This is a genomic window from Buchnera aphidicola (Macrosiphum euphorbiae) (assembly GCF_005237295.1).
Lineage (GTDB): Bacteria > Pseudomonadota > Gammaproteobacteria > Enterobacterales > Enterobacteriaceae > Buchnera > Buchnera aphidicola_AP.
On sequence record NZ_CP033006.1, the window covers coordinates 555,209 to 576,068 of the forward strand.

At 29.2% G+C, this 20,860-nt stretch carries 31 protein-coding genes and 1 pseudogene; 1 reads left to right on the top strand and 31 read right to left on the bottom strand.

Features of this window, described 5'->3' with window-relative positions:
* The 28 genes from rpsE to D9V71_RS02715 all read right to left on the bottom strand — a co-directional run bounded on the left by rpsE (position 1) and on the right by D9V71_RS02715 (position 16,962).
* Complete coding sequence (gene rpsE, locus D9V71_RS02580) at positions 1-504, bottom strand: 30S ribosomal protein S5 (RefSeq protein ID WP_158340810.1); 504 nt, start codon at positions 502-504, stop codon at positions 1-3.
* A 15-nt stretch (positions 505-519) separates the two neighbouring features.
* Entirely contained in the window at positions 520-888 is a 369-nt protein-coding gene (gene rplR / locus D9V71_RS02585; RefSeq protein WP_158340811.1) for a 50S ribosomal protein L18, read from the bottom strand.
* Position 889: 1 nt separating this feature from the next.
* On the bottom strand, positions 890-1,426 hold the full coding sequence (gene rplF / locus D9V71_RS02590) for a 50S ribosomal protein L6 (protein WP_158340812.1): 537 nt from the start codon (positions 1,424-1,426) through the stop codon (positions 890-892).
* An 18-nt stretch (positions 1,427-1,444) separates the two neighbouring features.
* Positions 1,445-1,837 carry a 30S ribosomal protein S8 gene (gene rpsH, locus D9V71_RS02595; RefSeq protein WP_158340813.1) on the bottom strand — a complete coding sequence of 131 codons (393 nt, stop codon included), beginning with the start codon at positions 1,835-1,837 and terminating at the stop codon, positions 1,445-1,447.
* Between the two features lie 30 nt (positions 1,838-1,867).
* A complete protein-coding gene (gene rpsN, locus D9V71_RS02600; RefSeq protein WP_158340814.1) occupies positions 1,868-2,173 on the bottom strand; it encodes a 30S ribosomal protein S14 in 306 nt (101 codons plus the stop codon).
* 14 nt (positions 2,174-2,187) lie between these two features.
* Complete coding sequence (gene rplE / locus D9V71_RS02605) at positions 2,188-2,727, bottom strand: 50S ribosomal protein L5 (RefSeq protein WP_158340938.1); 540 nt, start codon at positions 2,725-2,727, stop codon at positions 2,188-2,190.
* 14 nt (positions 2,728-2,741) lie between these two features.
* Positions 2,742-3,056, bottom strand: coding sequence for a 50S ribosomal protein L24 (gene rplX, locus D9V71_RS02610; RefSeq protein WP_158340815.1), 315 nt, complete (start codon positions 3,054-3,056; stop codon positions 2,742-2,744).
* Positions 3,057-3,080: 24 nt separating this feature from the next.
* On the bottom strand, positions 3,081-3,449 hold the full coding sequence (gene rplN, locus D9V71_RS02615; RefSeq protein WP_158340816.1) for a 50S ribosomal protein L14: 369 nt from the start codon (positions 3,447-3,449) through the stop codon (positions 3,081-3,083).
* 130 nt (positions 3,450-3,579) lie between these two features.
* Complete coding sequence (rpsQ, locus tag D9V71_RS02620) at positions 3,580-3,834, bottom strand: 30S ribosomal protein S17 (protein WP_158340817.1); 255 nt, start codon at positions 3,832-3,834, stop codon at positions 3,580-3,582.
* Positions 3,831-4,028 carry a 50S ribosomal protein L29 gene (gene rpmC, locus D9V71_RS02625; protein WP_158340818.1) on the bottom strand — a complete coding sequence of 66 codons (198 nt, stop codon included), beginning with the start codon at positions 4,026-4,028 and terminating at the stop codon, positions 3,831-3,833. The genes rpsQ and rpmC overlap by 4 nt, the downstream gene beginning before the upstream one ends.
* The gene (rplP, locus tag D9V71_RS02630; RefSeq protein ID WP_158340819.1) at positions 4,028-4,438 is read right to left on the bottom strand and encodes a 50S ribosomal protein L16; all 411 of its coding nucleotides are present in this window, start codon (positions 4,436-4,438) and stop codon (positions 4,028-4,030) included. Before rplP ends, rpmC begins: the two co-directional genes overlap by 1 nt.
* Before the next feature lie 2 nt (positions 4,439-4,440).
* Complete coding sequence (gene rpsC / locus D9V71_RS02635) at positions 4,441-5,160, bottom strand: 30S ribosomal protein S3 (protein ID WP_158340820.1); 720 nt, start codon at positions 5,158-5,160, stop codon at positions 4,441-4,443.
* A gap of 20 nt (positions 5,161-5,180) precedes the next feature.
* On the bottom strand, positions 5,181-5,513 hold the full coding sequence (gene rplV, locus D9V71_RS02640; RefSeq protein WP_158340821.1) for a 50S ribosomal protein L22: 333 nt from the start codon (positions 5,511-5,513) through the stop codon (positions 5,181-5,183).
* Between the two features lie 28 nt (positions 5,514-5,541).
* Positions 5,542-5,820 (bottom strand): 30S ribosomal protein S19, encoded by a 279-nt coding sequence (rpsS, locus tag D9V71_RS02645; RefSeq protein ID WP_158340822.1) that lies wholly within the window; start codon positions 5,818-5,820, stop codon positions 5,542-5,544.
* 19 nt (positions 5,821-5,839) lie between these two features.
* Positions 5,840-6,661 (bottom strand): 50S ribosomal protein L2, encoded by an 822-nt coding sequence (gene rplB, locus D9V71_RS02650; protein WP_158340823.1) that lies wholly within the window; start codon positions 6,659-6,661, stop codon positions 5,840-5,842.
* A gap of 15 nt (positions 6,662-6,676) precedes the next feature.
* Entirely contained in the window at positions 6,677-6,979 is a 303-nt protein-coding gene (gene rplW, locus D9V71_RS02655) for a 50S ribosomal protein L23 (RefSeq protein WP_158340824.1), read from the bottom strand.
* Positions 6,976-7,581: a 50S ribosomal protein L4 gene (gene rplD / locus D9V71_RS02660; RefSeq protein ID WP_158340825.1), complete on the bottom strand. Its 606-nt coding sequence runs from the start codon at positions 7,579-7,581 to the stop codon at positions 6,976-6,978. The genes rplW and rplD overlap by 4 nt, the downstream gene beginning before the upstream one ends.
* A gap of 17 nt (positions 7,582-7,598) precedes the next feature.
* Positions 7,599-8,228: a 50S ribosomal protein L3 gene (gene rplC, locus D9V71_RS02665; RefSeq protein WP_158340826.1), complete on the bottom strand. Its 630-nt coding sequence runs from the start codon at positions 8,226-8,228 to the stop codon at positions 7,599-7,601.
* Positions 8,229-8,261: 33 nt separating this feature from the next.
* Entirely contained in the window at positions 8,262-8,573 is a 312-nt protein-coding gene (gene rpsJ / locus D9V71_RS02670) for a 30S ribosomal protein S10 (protein WP_009874476.1), read from the bottom strand.
* 324 nt (positions 8,574-8,897) lie between these two features.
* Positions 8,898-10,082, bottom strand: coding sequence for an elongation factor Tu (gene tuf / locus D9V71_RS02675; RefSeq protein ID WP_158340827.1), 1,185 nt, complete (start codon positions 10,080-10,082; stop codon positions 8,898-8,900).
* A 69-nt stretch (positions 10,083-10,151) separates the two neighbouring features.
* On the bottom strand, positions 10,152-12,260 hold the full coding sequence (fusA, locus tag D9V71_RS02680; protein ID WP_158340828.1) for an elongation factor G: 2,109 nt from the start codon (positions 12,258-12,260) through the stop codon (positions 10,152-10,154).
* Between the two features lie 112 nt (positions 12,261-12,372).
* Positions 12,373-12,843: a 30S ribosomal protein S7 gene (gene rpsG / locus D9V71_RS02685; RefSeq protein WP_158340829.1), complete on the bottom strand. Its 471-nt coding sequence runs from the start codon at positions 12,841-12,843 to the stop codon at positions 12,373-12,375.
* A gap of 42 nt (positions 12,844-12,885) precedes the next feature.
* Positions 12,886-13,260: a 30S ribosomal protein S12 gene (gene rpsL / locus D9V71_RS02690; RefSeq protein ID WP_158340830.1), complete on the bottom strand. Its 375-nt coding sequence runs from the start codon at positions 13,258-13,260 to the stop codon at positions 12,886-12,888.
* Between the two features lie 125 nt (positions 13,261-13,385).
* Positions 13,386-13,673 carry a sulfurtransferase complex subunit TusB gene (gene tusB / locus D9V71_RS02695; RefSeq protein WP_158340831.1) on the bottom strand — a complete coding sequence of 96 codons (288 nt, stop codon included), beginning with the start codon at positions 13,671-13,673 and terminating at the stop codon, positions 13,386-13,388.
* A gap of 11 nt (positions 13,674-13,684) precedes the next feature.
* The gene (gene tusC, locus D9V71_RS02700) at positions 13,685-14,041 is read right to left on the bottom strand and encodes a sulfurtransferase complex subunit TusC (RefSeq protein WP_158340832.1); all 357 of its coding nucleotides are present in this window, start codon (positions 14,039-14,041) and stop codon (positions 13,685-13,687) included.
* An 18-nt stretch (positions 14,042-14,059) separates the two neighbouring features.
* A complete protein-coding gene (tusD, locus tag D9V71_RS02705) occupies positions 14,060-14,449 on the bottom strand; it encodes a sulfurtransferase complex subunit TusD (RefSeq protein WP_158340833.1) in 390 nt (129 codons plus the stop codon).
* Positions 14,450-14,533: 84 nt separating this feature from the next.
* Positions 14,534-15,298: an FKBP-type peptidyl-prolyl cis-trans isomerase gene (fkpA, locus tag D9V71_RS02710; protein ID WP_167553841.1), complete on the bottom strand. Its 765-nt coding sequence runs from the start codon at positions 15,296-15,298 to the stop codon at positions 14,534-14,536.
* Between the two features lie 446 nt (positions 15,299-15,744).
* Positions 15,745-16,962: an aspartate aminotransferase family protein gene (locus tag D9V71_RS02715; protein WP_158340834.1), complete on the bottom strand. Its 1,218-nt coding sequence runs from the start codon at positions 16,960-16,962 to the stop codon at positions 15,745-15,747.
* Positions 16,963-17,290: 328 nt separating this feature from the next.
* Here D9V71_RS02715 and tsgA point away from each other — a divergent pair, with 328 nt between their 5' ends.
* Positions 17,291-18,457: an MFS transporter TsgA gene (tsgA, locus tag D9V71_RS02720; RefSeq protein WP_158340835.1), complete on the top strand. Its 1,167-nt coding sequence runs from the start codon at positions 17,291-17,293 to the stop codon at positions 18,455-18,457.
* A gap of 59 nt (positions 18,458-18,516) precedes the next feature.
* Here the strand turns inward: tsgA and trpS are convergent, their stop codons facing one another.
* From trpS to D9V71_RS03215, 3 genes and pseudogenes are all read right to left on the bottom strand, one after another.
* A complete protein-coding gene (gene trpS / locus D9V71_RS02725; protein WP_158340836.1) occupies positions 18,517-19,539 on the bottom strand; it encodes a tryptophan--tRNA ligase in 1,023 nt (340 codons plus the stop codon).
* Positions 19,540-19,559: 20 nt separating this feature from the next.
* Entirely contained in the window at positions 19,560-20,246 is a 687-nt protein-coding gene (rpe, locus tag D9V71_RS02730; RefSeq protein ID WP_158340837.1) for a ribulose-phosphate 3-epimerase, read from the bottom strand.
* Between the two features lie 165 nt (positions 20,247-20,411).
* A pseudogene (locus D9V71_RS03215) lies at positions 20,412-20,705 on the bottom strand (DNA adenine methylase); the annotation flags it as partial.
* Positions 20,706-20,860 lie beyond the last annotated feature (155 nt).

The following is a 20,860-nucleotide window of genomic DNA, read 5'->3' on the forward strand; positions in this document are numbered from 1 at the left end:
TTATCCTAATATATCTTCAATACGTTTATTTCTTTTAGCAGCTATCATTTCTGGGGATTTCATATTAATTAGCCCATTCATAGTAGCCCGAACTACATTGATAGGATTCGTGGAACCATAAGTTTTAGCTAGCACATTATGTATACCTGCCACTTCTAAAACTGCACGCATAGCTCCACCCGCAATAATTCCTGTTCCATCAGAAGCTGGTTTCATAAAAACATTTGATCCAGTATGAGAACCTTTTAATGAATGTTGTAGAGTTTTATTAACTAACGGTATAGTAATCATATTACGTCTAGCTTTTTCCATAGCTTTTTGAATAGCAGCAGGAACTTCACGTGCTTTTCCATAACCAAAACCAACTCGTCCATCTCCATTTCCTACTACAGTTAATGCTGTAAAAGAAAATATACGACCACCTTTAACTGTTTTTGAAACACGATTTACTGTAATTAATTTTTCTTGTAAATCACTATTGTTCTTTTTTTCAATATTAGCCATTCTATAATTTTCGCCTTAAAACTTTAGTCCAACTTCACGTGCAGATTCAGCTAAAACTTGTACGCGACCATGATATTTAAAACCAGATCGATCAAAAGAAACATTTTCTATTCCTTTGGATAAAGCTCGTTCTGCAATAATTTTACCTATTTGTGCTGCAGCTTCTTTGTTTCCTGTATATTTCAAAGTGCAATTTATTTTTTTTTCTAGAGTTGAAGCATATGCCAATACTTTTGATTCTGTAGAAGAAACTATTTGAGCATACATATGACGTGGAGTACGATGTACAATTAGTCGAATAGCACCTAGTTTTTTAAGTTTACGACGTGTTTTGATAGATCGACGCATACGAGAAATTATTTTATTTTTATTGGAAAAACTCATTTTATTTCTTCTTAGCCTCTTTCATACGTACAATTTCATCTGAATATCGTATACCTTTTCCTTTATAAGGTTCCGGTACACGATAAGAACGCAAATTAGCTGCAATTTGCCCAACTAATTGTTTGTCTATTCCTTGAATAATAATTTCTGTTGGAGATGGATTTTCTGCGTTAATACCTTTAGGCAGACGATATGTAATCATATGAGAATAACCCAGTGACATGTTAATAACATCACCTTTTATTATTGATACACGATAACCAACTCCAGAAAATTGTAATTTTTTGCTAAATTTTTTAGAAACACCTATAACCATAGAATTTACAAGAGCTCTTGAGGTTCCTGCTTGCGCCCAACCATCAGAAAAACCTAAACGTGGCGAAAAAATTATTTTATTATCTAGATATTCAATTTTCACTGATCGATGAATAGTACGTGAAAGATGACCATATTTTCCTTTAATTGATATATTTTGTAAATCTAATTGAATGTTAATATCAGAAGGAATAACAATTGGACATTTAGCAACACGAGACATTCTTCCTCCATTTATTAATTAAGCTACATAACAAATAACTTCACCGCCAAGACCAGCTTGACGAGCCATACGATCCGTCATAACACCTTGAGAAGTAGAAATCACTGCTATACCTAGACCAGACATAACTTTAGGTAAATTATTCTTATTTTTATATATTCGTAAACTAGGACGACTGATACGTTGAATCATTTCTACTACTGATTTTCCCTGAAAATATTTCAAAATAACTTCTAATTCTAATTTAATATTACCTGTGATTTTATAATCTTTAATATAACCTTCTTGTTTTAATAGTTCGACAATTGATTTTTTTAATCTAGATGAAGGCATCTTAACAGAATATTTATTAGCTGATTGACCGTTTCGAATACGAGTCAACATATCTGCTACTGGGTCTTGCATGCTCATTTTTAAACTCCAAAACCTGAAAAATGTATTTTACCAACTTGCTTTTTTTAAACCAGGGATTTCACCTTTCATGGCTGCCTCTCTAACCTTAATACGACTTAATCCAAATTTACGTAAAAAAGCATGTGGACGACCTGTTTGACGACATCTATTTCTTTGACGTGATGGACTAGAATCACGTGGAAAAGATTGTAATTTAAGAACTGCATTCCAGCGTTCTTCTTCTGAAAAATTCATGCTGGAAATAATATTTTTTAATTCAATACGTTGTGTGTAAAATTTATTAGCTAATTTTACACGTTTAATTTCACGTGCTTTCATTGATTCTTTAGCCATTGAATAACCTTTTTTTACTTGCGAAAAGGAAAATTAAAAGCAGATAATAATAAACGAGCTTCATTATCAGATTTAGCAGTAGTAGTTATTGTCACATCTAATCCGCGAACGCGATCAATTTTATCATAATCAATTTCAGGGAAAATAATTTGTTCTCGAATTCCTAAACTATAATTTCCATGACCATCAAAAGAATTACTTGATAAACCACGAAAATCACGAATGCGCGGCACCGCGATGATAATTAAACGCTCAAAAAAATCCCATTTTTTCTGACCACGTAATGTGACTTTACATCCAATAGGATAACCCTGACGAATTTTAAAACCAGCTACAGATTTTCTAGCTTTAGTAATAATTGGTTTTTGTCCAGATATTGCTGTTAAATCTAAAATAGCATTATCTAAAATTTTTTTATCAGAAGCTGCTGCACCCACACCCATGTTTAAAGTAATTTTATCAATTTTAGGTACTTGCATAACAGAACTATAATTTAATTCAAGCATAAACTTTTTGATGACTTTCGACTTATAATAATCATACAATGTTGCCATCATATTACTCCAAACTATTGAATCGTTTTTCTATTAGATTTAAAAAATCGAACTTTTTTTCCTCCTTCAAATCTAAAACCAATACGATCTGATTTATTAGATTCAGGATTTAAAATAGCAATATTTGATATATGGATAGGTGCTTCTTTTTCTATAATACCACCACTTTTGTTTTGAGAAGGAACTGGTTTTTGATGTTTTTTTATCAAATTCAAACCATTAATAATTACTTTGTTTAAAGATAAAAAATTTTTAATTATACCTGTTTTTCCTTTATCTTTTCCAGTTAATATAATAACTGTATCATTTCGGCGTAACTTTGATGCCATTTTTATTCCTTAAAAATTTTATTATTAAAGAACTTCAGGAGCTAGTGAAATAATTTTCATAAATTTTTCTGTTCTTAATTCACGAGTAACAGGACCAAAAATACGAGTTCCAATAGGTTGTTCGTTATTGTTTAATACAACACAAGCATTCGTATCAAAGCGAATAACAGAACCATCAGATCGTCTAACTCCTTTTTTAGTTCTTACTACTACTGCTTTAAGAACTTCTCCTTTTTTTACTTTGCCTCGAGGTATTGCTTCCTTAATTGTAATTTTAATTACATCACCAATACTTGCGTAACGACGATGTGAACCGCCCAAAACTTTAATACACATAGCAGATCGTGCACCAGAGTTATCAGCTACATGAAGAATAGTCTGTTCTTGAATCATTTTTTTTAAACCTCAATTATTTTAATTAAAATAAAAAATTACTAATTAAAAATAATCTTATTATAATACTGCTTAAATTTTTTTGATCGAAAACATGAGCAGACCTGAGTTTGTTCATGTTTTTATTATTTTAAAAAACTGTTTTTTCAATCACACGTACTAAAACCCAAGATTTTGTTTTAGAAATTGGACGAGATTCTCGAATTTCTATTAAATCACCTATAGTACATTCATTTTTTTCATCATGAATATGAAGTTTTGTAGTACGTTTAATAAATTTGCCATAAATAATATGTTTTACAAAACGTTCAATTGCCACAACAGCAGATTTTTGCATCTTATTACTTATTACACGACCTTGCAAAGTTCTAATTTTTTCCATTATTTTATCTTCTCCTTTTGATGTAATAAAGTCTTTACTTGTGCAATATTTCGCCGAACTTTTCGTAACAAATGAGGCTGTTTTAACTTTCCAGAAACAGATTGCATGCGAAGATTAAATTGTTCTCGTAATAATTGCAAAAGTTCTTTATAAAGATTTTTTTTATCTTTTTTTTTAAATTCTACTATTGCTTTCATTACATCACCATCTTAGTTACAAAAGTAGTTTTAATTGGCAACTTTGCTGCTGCTAGTTTAAATGCTTCACGAGATTCTTCTTCAGTAACACCATCTAATTCATAAAGAATTTTACCTGGTTGTACTAAAGCGACCCAATATTCAACATTTCCTTTACCCTTACCCATTCTTACTTCTAATGGTTTTTGAGTTATAGGTTTATCAGGAAATATACGTATCCACATTTTTCCTTGTCTTTTAATACAGCGAGTTATAGCTCTTCGTGCAGATTCAATTTGACGTGCAGTTAAACGTCCTCTATCAATGGCTTGTAAACCAAAAGAACCAAAATTAATATCAGTACCAGAAGCTAAACCACGATTTCGACCTTTGTGCATTTTTCGAAATTTAGTACGTTTTGGTTGTAACATTATCAGCTTCTCTCTCTTTCTTGCTTTCTATTTTTACGATATTGCTTTTTTGTTTGAACAGAAGGTTTTTCTAATTTTTCAATAGTTTCCATACCACCTAATATTTCACCTTTAAAAATCCAAACTTTAACACCTATTACACCATATGTGGTATGAGCTTCTGAAATACTATAATCAATATTTGCACGTAAAGTATGTAAAGGAACTCTGCCTTCTCTATACCATTCTCTACGAGCTATTTCTGCTCCTCCTAAACGTCCGCTAACTTCTACTTTAATACCTTTAGCACCTTGTCTCATTGCATTTTGAACAGATCTTTTCATAGCTCGTCGAAACATAACTCTTCGTTCTAACTGAGATGTAATGCTATCAGAAACAAGTTTCGCATCCAATTCAGGTTTGCGTATTTCAGAAATGTTAATTTGAACTGGGACCCCAGTAATTTTGGCAATAGCGACTCTTAATTTTTCTACATCTTCACCTTTTTTACCGATGACAATACCAGGTCTAGCAGTATAAATCGTTACTCGAATACTTTTAGCTGGTCTTTCAATAATAATTCGTGAAATTGATGCTTTGTCTAATTTTTTCATTAAAAATTGACGGACTTTATAATCACTATCTAGATGATCAGCAAAATCTTTAGTATTAGCAAACCAAACAGAATTCCATTTTTTTATTATACCCAATCGCATACCATTAGGATGTACTTTCTGACCCATCACTGACTCTCCTCAATGTTTTAACGATCAGACACAATCACAGTAATATGACTCGTACGTTTTAAAATACGATCTGCACGTCCTTTAGCACGTGGCATCATTCTTTTCATTGTTGAACCTTCATTAACAAATATTTTTTTTATTCTTAATTTATCTATATCAGCGCCATCATTGTGTTCTGCATTGGCTACAGCTGATTCAAGTACTTTTTTAACTAAAATAGCAGCTTTTTTATTAGTATACGTCAAGATATTTAATGCTTGTGGAACTTTTTTTCCCCGAACTAAATCTGCAATTAAACGAACTTTTTGAGCCGAAGAACGTGCTTGACGATGTTGAGCTAAAGTTTCCATTTACTCCTCTTTTATCTTTCTTTTTTAATTAACGTTTTTTTACTTTTTTATCAGCAGTATGTCCTCTATAAGTACGAGTTAAAGAAAATTCACCTAATTTATGTCCTACCATTTCTTCAGTAATAAAAACAGGTATATGATTACGACCATTATGAATAGATATTGTCAAACCTACCATATTTGGAAAAATTGTTGAACGTCTTGACCACGTTTTAATAGGCTTTTTATCATTTTTTTTTACTGATTTTTCTACTTTTTTTAACAAACTAACATCAATAAAAGGACCTTTCTTAAGAGAACGTGGCATAAAATGATCCTTACAATAATTATTTTCTACGATGACGTAAAATAAACTTTTCAGTACGTTTATTTTTACGAGTTTTTTTACCTTTTGTTTGTATTCCCCATGGAGTAACTGGGTGCTTACCAAAATTTCTTCCTTCACCACCACCATGAGGATGATCAACAGGATTCATGGCTGTACCACGAACAGTTGGACGTATACCTATCCAACGAGAAGCTCCTGCTTTACCTAAAACTTTTAACATATGTTCAGAATTACCTACTTCTCCAATAGTAGCTTTACAATCAGATTGAGTTTTTCGCATTTCACCAGAACGTAATCTTAAAGTTGCATATTCTTTATCAAATGCTACTAGTTGCACATAACTTCCTGCAGAACGGGCTATTTGACCACCTTTCCCAGGCTTCATTTCTACATTATGAATAAATGTGCCTACTGGAATATTTTTTAGTGGTAAAGAATTTCCTACTTTTATAGGAGAATTTGAACCAGAAATTATAGTATCTCCTATCTTTAAATCTTTTGGAGCTAAAATATAATTTCGTTGACCATCTTTATATAATATTAAAGCAATATTAGAAGAACGATTAGGATCATATTCGAATCTTTCCACAGTAGCTTCTATGCCATCTTTATTTCTTTTAAAATCTATAATACGATATGCTCTTTTATGTCCGCCACCAATATGACGAGTTGTAATCCTACCATTATTGTTACGTCCTCCGCTTTTACTTTTTTTTCTTAATAATAAAGAACATGGTTTTCCTTTATACAACTGTGTATTAACAACTTTAATAACGTGGCGACGACCCGGAGATGTCGGTTTGCATTTAACAATTGCCATTGTTTTGTCCTCCGACTACTCTGTATTACCTATGAAATCTAAATTATACCCTTTTTTAACTTTAATATAAGCTTTCTTCCAGTTACTTTTTTGAATAATGCGATTAGATTGACGCTTTTTTTTTCCCTTCACTTTCAATGTCTTTATACTTTCAACTTCGACATTAAATATTTTTTTTACTGCATATTTTATTTCATATTTAGTAGCATTATTCAAAACCTTTAAAACAACAGTATTAAATTTTTCTATAGATACAGATGATTTTTCAGATACATGTGGAGAAACTAGTATTTTTAACAAACGTTCTTCAGAAATCATGAAAGTATTTCCTCTATTTTTTTCACTGCTTCAACAGTAATAATAACATGCTCAAAAGCAATCAAACTAACAGGATCTATAGAATGAACATCTTTCACATCAACTGAATATAAATTTCTAGAAGCAAGAAACAAATTGTTATCTATTTTATTCGTAATAATAAGAGCATTTTTCAAATCTATATCTTGCAATTTTTGAACTAAAAGTTTTGTTTTAGGTAAATCTAATGAAAAATTTTCAAAAACTGTTAATCTTTTTTGACGAATTAATTCAGATAAAATACTTTTTAATGCACCACGATACATCTTTTTATTAACTTTTTGACTATGTTCTTGCGGTTTTGCAGCAAACGTAACACCACCAGATCGCCAAATTGGACTTCTAAACGATCCTGCTCGTGCACGACCTGTACCTTTTTGGCGCCACGGTTTTCTACCTGATCCAGAAACTTCAGCGCGATTTTTTTGTGCTCTCGTACCTTGACGGGTAGATGCTGAATAAGCAATAACGACTTGATGAATTAGAGCCTCATTAAAATCACGAGCAAAAATGATTTCAGAAACACTAAGAGCACTTTGTACGTCTTTAACTACTAATTCCATGCTTTACTCCTCACTGCTCAAACCTTAATAGCTGGTTTAACGATAAGATCACTACCGGTAGCACCGGGAACAGCGCCTTTTACTAAAAGAAGATTTTTCTTTTCATCAATATGTACTATATTTAAACTTTGTACAGTAACACGATTATTTCCTAATTGTCCTGCCATTTTTTTACCTTTAAACACTCGACCGGGAGTTTGATTCTGACCAATCGAACCGGGTACTCTATGAGATAAAGAGTTTCCATGTGTTGCATCCTGAGTATGAAAATTCCAACGTTTTACTGTACCGCAAAAACCTTTTCCTTTAGAAATACCTGTAACATCAACTTTTTTTATATTATTAAAAATATGAATTGTAATACTTTGTCCAACTTTAAAAGTTTCATTTTGATCAATTCTAAACTCCCATAAACCACGACCAGGAATTACGCCAGATTTTAAAAAATGTCCTGCTTTTGGTTTTGTTAATCTATTTGCTTTTTTTATACCGGTTGTAACTTGAATAGCACAATAGAAATCATTACTTATATTTTTTACTTGTGTAATTCGGTTTTCTTTTAATTCAATTACTGTAACGGGAATTGAAGCTCCTTCTTTAGTAAAAATACGAGTCATTCCAATTTTTTTACCAACTAAACCAATCATTTATTCAATACCTTAATCATATCTATTATTTGATTAACCTAAACTAATTTGTACGTCTACACCAGCAGCAAGATCTAATCGCATAAGTGCATCGACAGTTTTTTCAGTAGGTTCTACTATATCAATCAAACGCTTATGTGTACGAATTTCATATTGATCACGTGCGTCCTTATTTACATGCGGAGAAACTAAAATAGTAAAACGTTCTTTACGAGTTGGAAGAGGAATGGGTCCACGTACTTGTGCACCTGTTCTTTTTGCTGTTTCAACAATCTCTGTAGTTGATTGATCAATTAGTCTATGATCGAAAGCTTTTAAACGAATACGAATTCTTTGGTTCTGCATTAGACCAGAACTCCAATTATTTACACATTGAAAATTTAATCTGCTCTGAATAAATTTAGATTATTAAAAGTAGATATAATTAATTGTTACCATATAACCCCTATATCAGGAGTATTTTTAAAATAAGTTAATACATATAAAATATTGATGTATACAATTCTTTGTAATATTAAAAATTAATTTTTAATACATGATTCTAGCAAAAGATAATAATAACTTATTTATATTAAGATATAAGATATAATCAAGAAAAGAGCATTTTATACTCTTTTCTTAATAAATTCAACTAGATGTCAGTATAAAAATATTTTAAACATAAAATTATTAAAGTAAAACTTTAGAAACAACACCCGCTCCAACAGTACGACCACCTTCACGTATAGCAAATCGCAATCCATCAGCCATTGCAATAGGATTAATTAAAGTAACAGTCATTTTTATATTATCTCCTGGCATAACCATTTCAACACCTTCTGGCAATTCAATAGAACCTGTTACATCAGTAGTTCTAAAATAAAACTGAGGACGATATCCTTTAAAAAATGGAGTATGACGCCCACCTTCTTCTTTGGATAGAACATAAACTTCAGACTCAAATGTTGTATGTGGATGAATACTACCTGGTTTGGCTAAAACTTGACCTCTTTCAATTTCATCACGCTTTGTACCACGAAGCAAAACACCTACGTTCTCTCCAGCACGACCTTCATCTAATAACTTTCTAAACATTTCTACGCCTGTACAAGTAGTTTTAGTTGTTTTTTTTATTCCTACAATTTCAACTTCTTCACCTACTTTAATTACGCCTTTTTCTACTCGTCCGGTTACTACTGTACCTCTTCCTGATATAGAAAAAACATCTTCTATTGGTAATAAAAAGGGTTGATCTACTGCTCGTTTTGGTTCAGGAATATAACTATCTAAAAATTTAGATAAATCAATGATTTTTGACTCCCATTCAGGATCACCTTCTAGTGCTTTAAGAGCTGAACCACGAATAATAGGAGTATCATCTCCAGGAAAATCATATTGTGTTAATAAATCACGAACTTCCATTTCTACGAGTTCTAGTAGTTCTTCATCATCTACCATATCACACTTATTAAGAAATACAATAATATACGGAACACCCACTTGTCTTCCAAGCAAAATATGTTCACGAGTTTGAGGCATTGGCCCATCAGTGGCCGCTACAACTAAAATTGCTCCATCCATTTGAGCTGCACCAGTAATCATATTTTTTATATAATCAGCATGACCTGGACAATCTACGTGAGCATAATGTCTAAATTCAGTATCATATTCTACATGAGAAGTATTAATTGTAATACCCCTTGCTTTTTCTTCTGGTGCATTATCTATCTGATCAAAAGCGCGTGCAGAACCACCAAATTTTTTAGATAAAACTGTTGTAATAGCTGCAGTTAAAGTAGTTTTTCCATGATCTACATGACCAATTGTACCTACGTTTATATGAGGTTTTAAACGTTGAAATTTTTCTTTAGACATTCTTTTTTCCTTATATAAAATATCTATCATTATAAACAAAAATATTGTATACATTACAGAAGAAAACTTCTACTTTTCTCTTCTTTCGATAATTTCTTTAGAAATATTAGATGGAGCTTCTACATATTTTAAGAATTCCATAGAATAAGAAGCTCGTCCTTGAGTTTGAGAACGTAAATCAGTAGCATAACCAAACATTTCAGATAAGGGGACACATGCATTAATAATTTTACTAATAGATAAATCTTTCATACCTTCAATAATACCTCTTCGACGATTTAAATCACCTATAACATCTCCCATATAGTCATCCGGAGTTTCGACTTCAACTTTCATAATTGGTTCTAATAAAACTGGTCGCGCTCTTTTGAAACCAGTTTTAAACGCCGTAGAAGCAGCTAACTTAAAAGCTAGTTCAGACGAATCAACATCATGATAAGAACCAAAATAAAGACGTACTCCAATATCTACTACAGGATAACCAGATAAAGGTCCACATTTTAATTGTTCTTGGATTCCTTTATCAACTGCTGAAATATATTCACCAGGTATAACTCCCCCTTTTATATCATTAATAAATAAATAACCTTTTCCTCCTGGATCTAATGGAAATAATTCTATAACCACATGACCATATTGACCTCTTCCACCTGATTGTTTAATATGTTTTCCTTCAACATCTTCAACTTTGTCAAGAATAGTTTCACGGTACGCTACTTGAGGTTTTCCAATGTTAGCATCGACACTAAACTCTCGTTTCATACGATCAATGATAATTTCTAAATGTAATTCACCCATTCCAGAAATTATTGTTTGATTAGACTCTTGATCAGTTCGCACTCGAAATGAAGGGTCTTCTTTTGCTAATCGTCCTAATGCTAAACCCATTTTTTCCTGATCTGCTTTAGTTTTCGGCTCTACAGAAATAGATATTACTGGTTCAGGAAACTCCATACGCTCTAATATAATAGGTTCATTTAAATCACATAAAGTATCTCCAGTAGTAACATCTTTTAAACCAATAGCAGCAGCTATATCACCTGCATATACTTCTTTTATTTCCTCTCTTTTATTAGCATGCATTTGAACAATTCTACCAAATCTCTCTCGCTGAGACTTCACAGAATTAAATACAGTATCTCCAGATTTGACTACTCCTGAATATACACGAAAAAAAGTTAAATTGCCTACAAATGGATCGTTTGCAATTTTAAAAGCTAAAGCAGAAAAAGGAGCCTTATCATTTGAATTTCTAATAGCTGAGGTATGTTCATTATCATTTAAAACACCTTTAATATCTTGAACATCATTAGGAGCAGGTAAATATTCAATTATTGCATCTAATAATGCTTGAACTCCTTTATTTTTAAAAGCTGATCCGCAAGTAATAAGTATAATTTCACTATTTAAAGCACGTTTTCGCAATGCAGACTTAATTTCACTTTCAGATAACTTGATTCCATTCAAATATTTTTCTAAAAGATCTTCATTAGATTCCACTGCAGACTCAATTAAATTTTGATTCCATTTTTCTGCTAATTCAATCATTTCTGTAGGAATTTCATCATAAATGAATGTTAAACCCTGATCAGATTCTTTCCAATGCACAGCTTTCATTTTAATCAAATCAACAATACCAACAAAAGTATCTTCTGAACCAATAGCTAACTGTAAAGGAACAGGATTAGCACCTAAACGTGTTTTAATTTGTTTTACTACTTTTAAAAAATTAGCTCCCATACGATCCATTTTATTTATAAACGCTATGCGAGGAACGTTATATTTATTTGCTTGACGCCATACAGTTTCTGACTGTGGTTGTACACCTCCAACAGCACAATAAACCATAACAGCACCATCTAATACACGCATTGAACGTTCTACTTCAATAGTAAAATCAACATGGCCAGGTGTGTCGATAATGTTAATTCTGTGTGGTTTAAATTGTTTAGCCATTCCACTCCAAAACGTAGTGGTAGCAGCTGATGTAATAGTAATTCCTCTTTCTTGTTCTTGTTCCATCCAATCCATAGTAGCTGCGCCATCATGCACTTCGCCAATTTTATGATTAACTCCTGTATAAAATAAAATTCTTTCAGTAGTAGTTGTTTTGCCTGCATCTATATGTGCACTAATTCCAATATTACGGTATCGAGAAATAGGTGTTGTACGAGACATTATCTTTCTCTCATTTTTTAGGTTTTAAAAAGTTAGACCTCATACGCCGAATTGAGATAATTGCCTCAATATAATTTATAAGTAACACAAAAAAAAATAAAGCTTTAAAATATTACCAACGATAATGGGCAAAAGCTTTATTAGCTTCTGCCATTCGATGTACTTCTTCTCTTTTTTTAACTGCTGCGCCTTTATTTTCTACAGCATCATAAAGTTCATTAGATAAGCGTAAAGACATAGATTTATCAGCACGTTTACGCGCAGATTCTACAATCCAGCGCATAGCTAAGGCATTACGTCTTACTGGACGAACTTCAACAGGTACTTGATATGTCGATCCACCAACTCGACGAGATTTCACTTCTACTGTTGGGCGTACATGTTCTAAAGCTATTTCAAATGCTTCCAATTCTTTTTTATCTATACGTTTAGATAAATTTCTTAACGCAGTATAAACAATTACTTCCGCAATAGATTTTTTACCATCTATCATAAGAATATTAATAAATTTAGCTAATAATTCAGAAGAAAACTTTGGATCTGGTAAAATTTTTCGAGTACTAATAATACGACGACGTGGCATAGAAGACTCCAATGAATTGCATAGTATTTTAATAATGCTTTTTTATGATTTTGCTTTTTTAACACCATATTTAGAACGACCCTGTTTACGTTCTTTAACACCAGCACAATCTAATGAACCTCTAACAATATGATATCGAACTCCAGGCAAATCTTTAACACGACCACCTCGTATTAAAATAACAGAATGTTCTTGTAAATTGTGACCTTCACCACCAATATAAGCAGTTACTTCAAAACCATTAGTTAATCTTACACGACATACTTTACGTAACGCTGAATTAGGTTTTTTAGGTGTAGTTGTATATACTCTAGTACAAACACCTCTTTTTTGAGGACTCTTGCCTAATGCAGGTACATTACTTTTGACAACTTTTCGTACACGAGGTTTACGGACCAATTGATTTACTGTGGCCATAAAAAACTCCTATCGTTTCAATTGATGTTCTGAAAAATATCAAAATAATATAAATAAAAAATATTTTCTATTATCATGAAGAATTTTAGGATTGGACATTTAAATTAAATATAACTTAGTTTTTTTTACCAAGTCATTTGTTTCTTATGTTTAACTGTTAATGAAACGAAATGCATATAACTTATTAAAATAAATTTACTAGAGATATTTTTGTTAATCCCTCTTGCATAAACATCTTCCCTTATAAGATATAACTTTACTGAAGACATAATTATAGTTTTTAAAAAAATATTGTTTTTTAATCCAATTAACACACCATCCTGTAATGCTAAAAAATCATCTGATTTTTTTAACATGTTTATAATAAGAGAGATATTAGTCTCAAAAGGAGATTTCATTAACGTGTGTAACATATTAATAAACCTTAAAAATTAATAATTGCATCATATTTATCTAATTTTAAACGTAAAATATCTGAGTCTAATATATTTATCTTTAATATAAAATCATTGTTATTTAATCCCCGTTCAATTAATGATGCTTTACAACAATAAAAATCTTTTATATTATAAAAAGATAATACGGGAAAAGAAGATGTATAATTACGAGCTAAAATATTTTCTGATTGATAACTTTTCATTAATTGCAAAACACCATCACCAATAAAAAATAAACTTATTTTTTTTAAAATTGATGAGACGCTAAAAATAGCATCTAAACCTTCTCTACCAAAACTAGTTCCATGTGGAGCATGCGAAAAAATAAAAGCAACCATATTCATTATAATAAATATACCAAATTAAAATTGTATTATGCGATCACATATTTTTATAGAATTAGCTAATTCCATTAAACCACTTAATTGAAAAAAAAATGCTAGATTACCTTTTTTAACAACGTTGACATTTAGTGTTTTTTCATCTTCTATCACACCTCTTCTTAAAGCTGCACTATTACAAACATATAATTTTACTTTATATTTTTTATTTAATCCCTGCCATGCTTTAATTAAGTTAAATTCATCAATTGCTGGTGTAGTCATACTGTTAGCATTAAGCACTCCATCACAATAAAAAAAAACACTATGTAATATATGTTTTGTTTTTAGTAAAGATTTACAAAACAAAAAAGCACTACTTGAGTTTTGTGTTCCATAAGCCGCACCTGTTACTAATATCGTATATTTCATTTGTAAAATTTTATATCAGAGTATTTTTAAAATAATATTTAATTATCTCATGTTTTAAAAATTAATAGTGGACAAGAGAGTATACTATAGTCTATTAACTACATCTAATAATTCTATATCAAAGATTAATGTTGAATTACTTGGAATACCATTAACTTCTTTTTCTCCATATGCTAAATTAGGTGGTATAACTAATTTTATTTTACCGCCTTTTTTTATATATTTTAAACCTTCTTGCCAACCTAATATAACATCTTTTAACATTAATGATATAGGCTGACCTCTTCTATAAGAACTATCAAATTCTACACCATTAATTAATGTACCTTTATAATGTACAGTAATTTTTGTATCATTTGTTAATGCTTCTCCTTCTCCTTCCCTTTCTAAAAGATACAAAAGACCGCTAGAAGTTTTTTTTACACCTTTCATTTTAGAGAAATTTTTCATATATAATTCTCCTTGAATGAAATTTTCTTTTATATTTTTTTCAGATTGAATTTTGTTTGCATGTTTTAATTTTGCTTCCAGCTCTTCAAGAATTGAAGAAATTTCTTGATGTGAAAGCTTTAAATTACCAGAAATTGCATCTTGTATTCCTTTTAAAAGACTATTCTTGTCTAATTTAACCCCCATTTTTTTTTGTTTTTCAAAAGATTGATTAACATAATTACCTAATGAAACACCTAAAGCATAAGCTAATTTTTCATTTTTATTTTGAAGTGTATTATTTGTTTTAGAATAAGATTGTAAATAGACATTAGATAAATTTTCTGATACTGAAAACGATTTTGGAACATATAATATTATAAATAACAATATTATTCTTTTTAGAAGAAAAAAAATCATTTATGACTCCAAAAAACATAAAATATTACATATTTTGCTATTAATATATTTTTTTTGCAGTATATATTTTTTTAATATATTTTAAATATTTTTTTAAATAGAAAAATAATAAAAATTAAATTTTTTCTATCTAAAAAAAATTAGATTAATAAATTTTATTCTTATTTTGATAATGTTTTAAAAAACAAAAGTTTTAATCAAAACTGCAGAATTAAAAAAATATTTCAGCTATTATGACGAGTATAAATCAAAGATAAGATTCACAAAAAGAATAATCCAGAAATTAGATATAATCTAATTTCACTAAAAAATAAAAACATATTAATTATTTTGAGTGAAATAATAATTATATAGAAGTCTAATTATAGAGACACTATTAATTTTATAACAATTTTTGATTTTTTAAATTATAATTTTGATAAAGTATTTATACAAAATTCTAATCTTTATAATAAACATTTTTCTAAAGCATGATAAAAACGTTTCATACCTTCAATAATATCACACTCTCTAATAATTAACGAAGGAGCTAGACGAATAACATTATTACCAGCTGTAAGAAAAATAACACCCTCTAAAAATGAAAAATTTAATATTTCAGTTATTTTATAAGAAATACTTGGTTTTAACACGATGCCCATTAAAAGTCCTTGACCTCTTATTTCTGTAAAAAATTTAAAACGCTTATTAATAGTATTTAGTTCAGATATTATTCTTATAGATTTTCTTGTTACTCCAGATAATACTTTTTTAGTATTAATAATATCGATCACAGATTCTGCTACCGCACAAGCAAGAGGATTGCCTCCATATGTAGTACCATGTATTCCGGGTTTTATTACAGATGCAACTTCATTTGTAGTTAACATTGCACTTATTGGAAAACCCCCACCTAAAGATTTTGCAAGAGTTAAAATATCGGGAATAATACCATAATGTTCATAAGAAAATAATTTTCCGGTTCTACCTACTCCTGTTTGTATTTCATCAAAAATCAAAAGTGCATTATATCGATCACATAATTCTCGTAATTCTTGTATAAAATCAATTTTTGCAGGTATTACTCCACCTTCGCCTTGGATGAGTTCTACAACTATCGCACACGTATCATGACTAATGATATTTTTTACAGTATTAATATCATTAAATAAAGCATGTGCTATACCTAAAGGTTTTGGTCCAAAATTATCAGAATATTTTGATTGTCCACCAACAGAAACAGTAAATAATGTACGTCCATGAAATGAGTTGTGAAAAGAAATAATTCTATTTTTTTTAGTATTATATATTTTATCCGAATAATAACGTGCTAACTTAAAAGCGGCTTCGTTAGCTTCTGCACCAGAATTTGCAAAAAACACCCTTGATGCAAAACTAGAAGAAACTAATTTTTTAGCTAATCTTAAAGCTGGTTCATTAGTAAAAACATTACTAACATGCCATAAAATTTTGCTTTGATTTTTTAATGTTTTATTTAATAAAGGATGGCAGTGTCCTAATGATGTAACTGCAATACCTCCAGAAAAATCAATATATTCTTTACCTTTTTGATCCCAAATACGGCTACCTTTTCCTTTTACAGGAATAAACGAAGCCGGATTATAAACAGGTAAAATTAACTTGTCAAAAGTATCTCGTGTAATTAACGTTTTTTTTGATATCATTCAATTGCCTGAAATATATTTGTTATAATAAAAAACTTGTAAAAATGATTTTTATGAATAAAAAAATATAGAAAATATACAAAACTTTTATAATAAAATATACATCATATTTTATTAAAATTAAACTTATTTTATTTTAACCCTCAAAACGTTTATTATTTTTTAGAAAAAATTAAAAAACAAGATACTATTTTATATAGTTAGTATATGCATACTCTGCATACTCAATTTAATTCTTACATAATATCGTGCGATATATTGAAAATATAAAAAAATATAATATATTTGATTGTATTTTTATAAAAAATTTACAAAAAGGTAATAAAAAATGAAAGATATTAATCGAATAGGACTTACATGGATTAGTTTTTTGTCATATGCGTTTACCGGTGCGCTAGTAGTTGTCACTGGCATGATTATGGGAAATATTTCTGATTATTTTCATTTATCTGTATCGCAGATGAGTAATACATTTACTTTTTTAAATGCAGGAATATTAATATCAATTTTTATAAATTCTTGGCTAATAGAAATTATATCGTTAAAAAAACAACTGTTATTTGGATTTATACTTACTATTATAGCTATAATCGGTATAGTTTTCTGTAATAGTATATTTTTATTTTCAATAAATATGTTCATACTTGGATTAGTAAGTGGAATTACCATGTCAATTGGTACATTTATTATTACTCATCTATACTCAGGATCAAAAAGAGGTTCTCAATTATTATTAACCGATTCTTTTTTTAGTATGTCTGGTATGATATTTCCTATTATTACAGCTTATCTTTTAGAAAAAAAATTTTTTTGGTATTGGACTTATGTTTGCATAGGAGCAATCTACTTATTAATTTTTCTTTTGACAATAAATTTAAATTTTCTAAAATTAAAAACTGACATAAAAAATATCAAAGAAGTAAAAGAAAAGTGGAACTGTAATGTATTTTTATTATCTATTGCAGCATTGCTCTATATTTTAGGACAATTAGGATTTATTTCTTGGATTCCACAATATGCTACTGAAATTATGAGTGTTGATATAAAAAAAACTGGTAGTTTAGTTAGTAGTTTTTGGATGTCTTATATGATTGGAATGTGGTTTTTCAGTTTTATAATTAAATTTTTTAATTTATATCGTATGTTTATATGTCTCACGAGCATTTCTACAATACTGATGTATTTTTTTATTCATAGTGCAAATTTTTTAAATCAGCAATATATAATTGTTAGTTTAGGTTTTTTCTCCAGTGCCATTTACACTATAATTATAACATTAGCATCGTTACAGACAAAAAAACCTTCTCCAAAATTAATAAATTTTATTTTATTGTTTGGCACAATTGGAACTTTGCTTACATTTATTGTAACTGGTCCTATAGTAGAAAAAAAAGGATTGTATATTACTTTAATTAGTTCAAACATATTATATGCTATAGTTTTTTTTCTATCTATTTTAATTTATTTCAATCAAAAATATAGAATTTTTAAATAAAATTATTTATATAAAAAATACAGTGCATTTAAAAATAAACTAGAAGAAAACTTTCTGGTTTATTTAAAAAATGGGATTAATCCTAATTTATCATGTATATTTTTTAGAGTTTTATCAGATTTTAATTGACATTTCATTGCTCCTTCATAGGCTATTTTTTTTAAATAAGATTCATCACAACGATAATTATTATAAGATTTTTGTAGTTTGGATAAAAATTTAGATAAAGAATCTGCAACAATATTTTTAAATTCTGAATACATTATACCTTCTAATTCTTGCAGTAAAATATTAATATCTTTATTAGTAATAGCAGAAAGAATTTCTAATAAATTTGAGATTCCTGGTTTTTTTTCTATATCATAATATATTTTAGATGGCATTTCTGAATCAGTAAGAGCATGCTGTATTTTCAATACAATCTTTGGAATGTCATCTAGTAAAAAAATTACATTATGTTTATTAACATCAGATTTCGACATCTTTTTATTTGGTTCTAATAAAGACATGATTTTAGAACCATATTGAGTAATTAATGGTTCAGGCAGCGTAAATATATTTCCATATAAAGAATTAAAACGATTAGCTATATTCCGCGTTAATTCTACATGCTGTTTTTGATCTCTTCCTACCGGAACAAAATTAGTTTGATATAATAAAATATCTGCAGCCATCAAGATAGGATAGTTAAATAAAGCTGCACTTGTTTTTTTTTTACAATTTTGTTCTATTTTTCTTTTGATTTTAAATTGTGTCATACGAAGTAATTCTGAAAATTGACTAAAACAATTTAAAATCCAATTTAATTGACTGTGCTGATAAACATGAGATTGAATAAAAATAATACTTTTATTTGGATCTACCCCGCAAGCTAAATAAAAAGATAGTGTATCTAATGTAGATTTTTGTAAATTAATTTTATTTTCTTGCACAGTTAATGCATGTAAGTCAGCAATACAATATAAACATTCGTAATCATCTTGCATTTTAGACCAATGGCGCATTGTACCTATATAGTTTCCAAGAGTTAAATTTCCAGAAGGCTGTATAGCACTAAATAAAACAGGTTTATAAAAAATCATTTCACATCCCAAATAAAATATTAATGAATAAATCTAGAATAAGCATGTTGTAATTCTTTTCGAATTTTTTTAATCATAATCTCATAATTAGAATATTTAAATAATCCAGATCCAATCACGAAAATATTTGCTCCCGAAAATGCGATCTCAGCAATATTATCTAATTTTACTCCACCATCTACTTCTAATAGAATATCGGGAAAATTAGCATCAATAATTTTTCTTACTTCACGCAATTTACTAAATGTAGACGGCAAAAAAGATTGATTTCCAAATCCCGGGTTTACTGACATTAATAAAATTAAATCTAATTTTTCTAACGTATAATCAAGAAAATTTAGTGGCGTTGTTGGATTAAATGCTAATCCTGCTTTGCATCCATGTTCTTTAATTAAGTGTAATGTTCGTTCGACATGAAGTGTTGCTTCTGGATGAAAAGTGATAAAAGTTGCTCCTGCTTTAGCGAATTGAGGGATTAAATTATCTACTGGTTTTACCATTAAATGAACATCAATTGGTACTGTAATATTGTAATTGCGCAATGATTCTAAGATCATAGGACCCATAGTCAGATTAGGGACATAGTGATTATCCATAACATCAAAATGTATTAAATCACTTCCTGCATCTATTACTTTTTTTGTGTCTTCTCCTAAACGTGCAAAATCAGCAGATAAAATTGATGGTGCTAAAAAAAATTTTTTCATCTTAATTTTCCTGTCTTTAATGTGAACTAATTAATTATAGCATTAATTATATAATGCTAATAATTCATTAAATTTTTTCCGACTATTCGTAGCACAAGTACAACTACTAAATAGAAGGTTTAGAACTTATGAAATACAAAAAAGCTTTTTGGTATAATAAACGTGTTAATAAAAATCTTGATTTGATAGTAGAAAAGGAATAAATTTTTTAAAAATAGATTCTATGAGGTATGCTAATTTTTTATACTCATAAAAATCAAAATGATTAATATAATATCTAGTAAAATTTGCAGCTGTAGATAAAGTCAAATAATGTGAATCACAATACACTGCAGAATCAGTACTAATTTTTTTTAATGTAATATCATAAGAAAAACATATGAAAACTGATTTTTGAGCATATCCAGAAAATTGATATAATTCTTTTTGTAGAGAATGTGTTTTTTGATAACTCCTAAAAGGAACATTAAACTATCCTTTTAAATTATATCGACATAATCTATTATAACAATATCTGTCTAAATATAGAAAAATTAGTACTTTTTGATAATCACTAGAAATTTTATTAAATATGATACAATGTATAAAATAAAAATCTAATTTATTAGTACGAG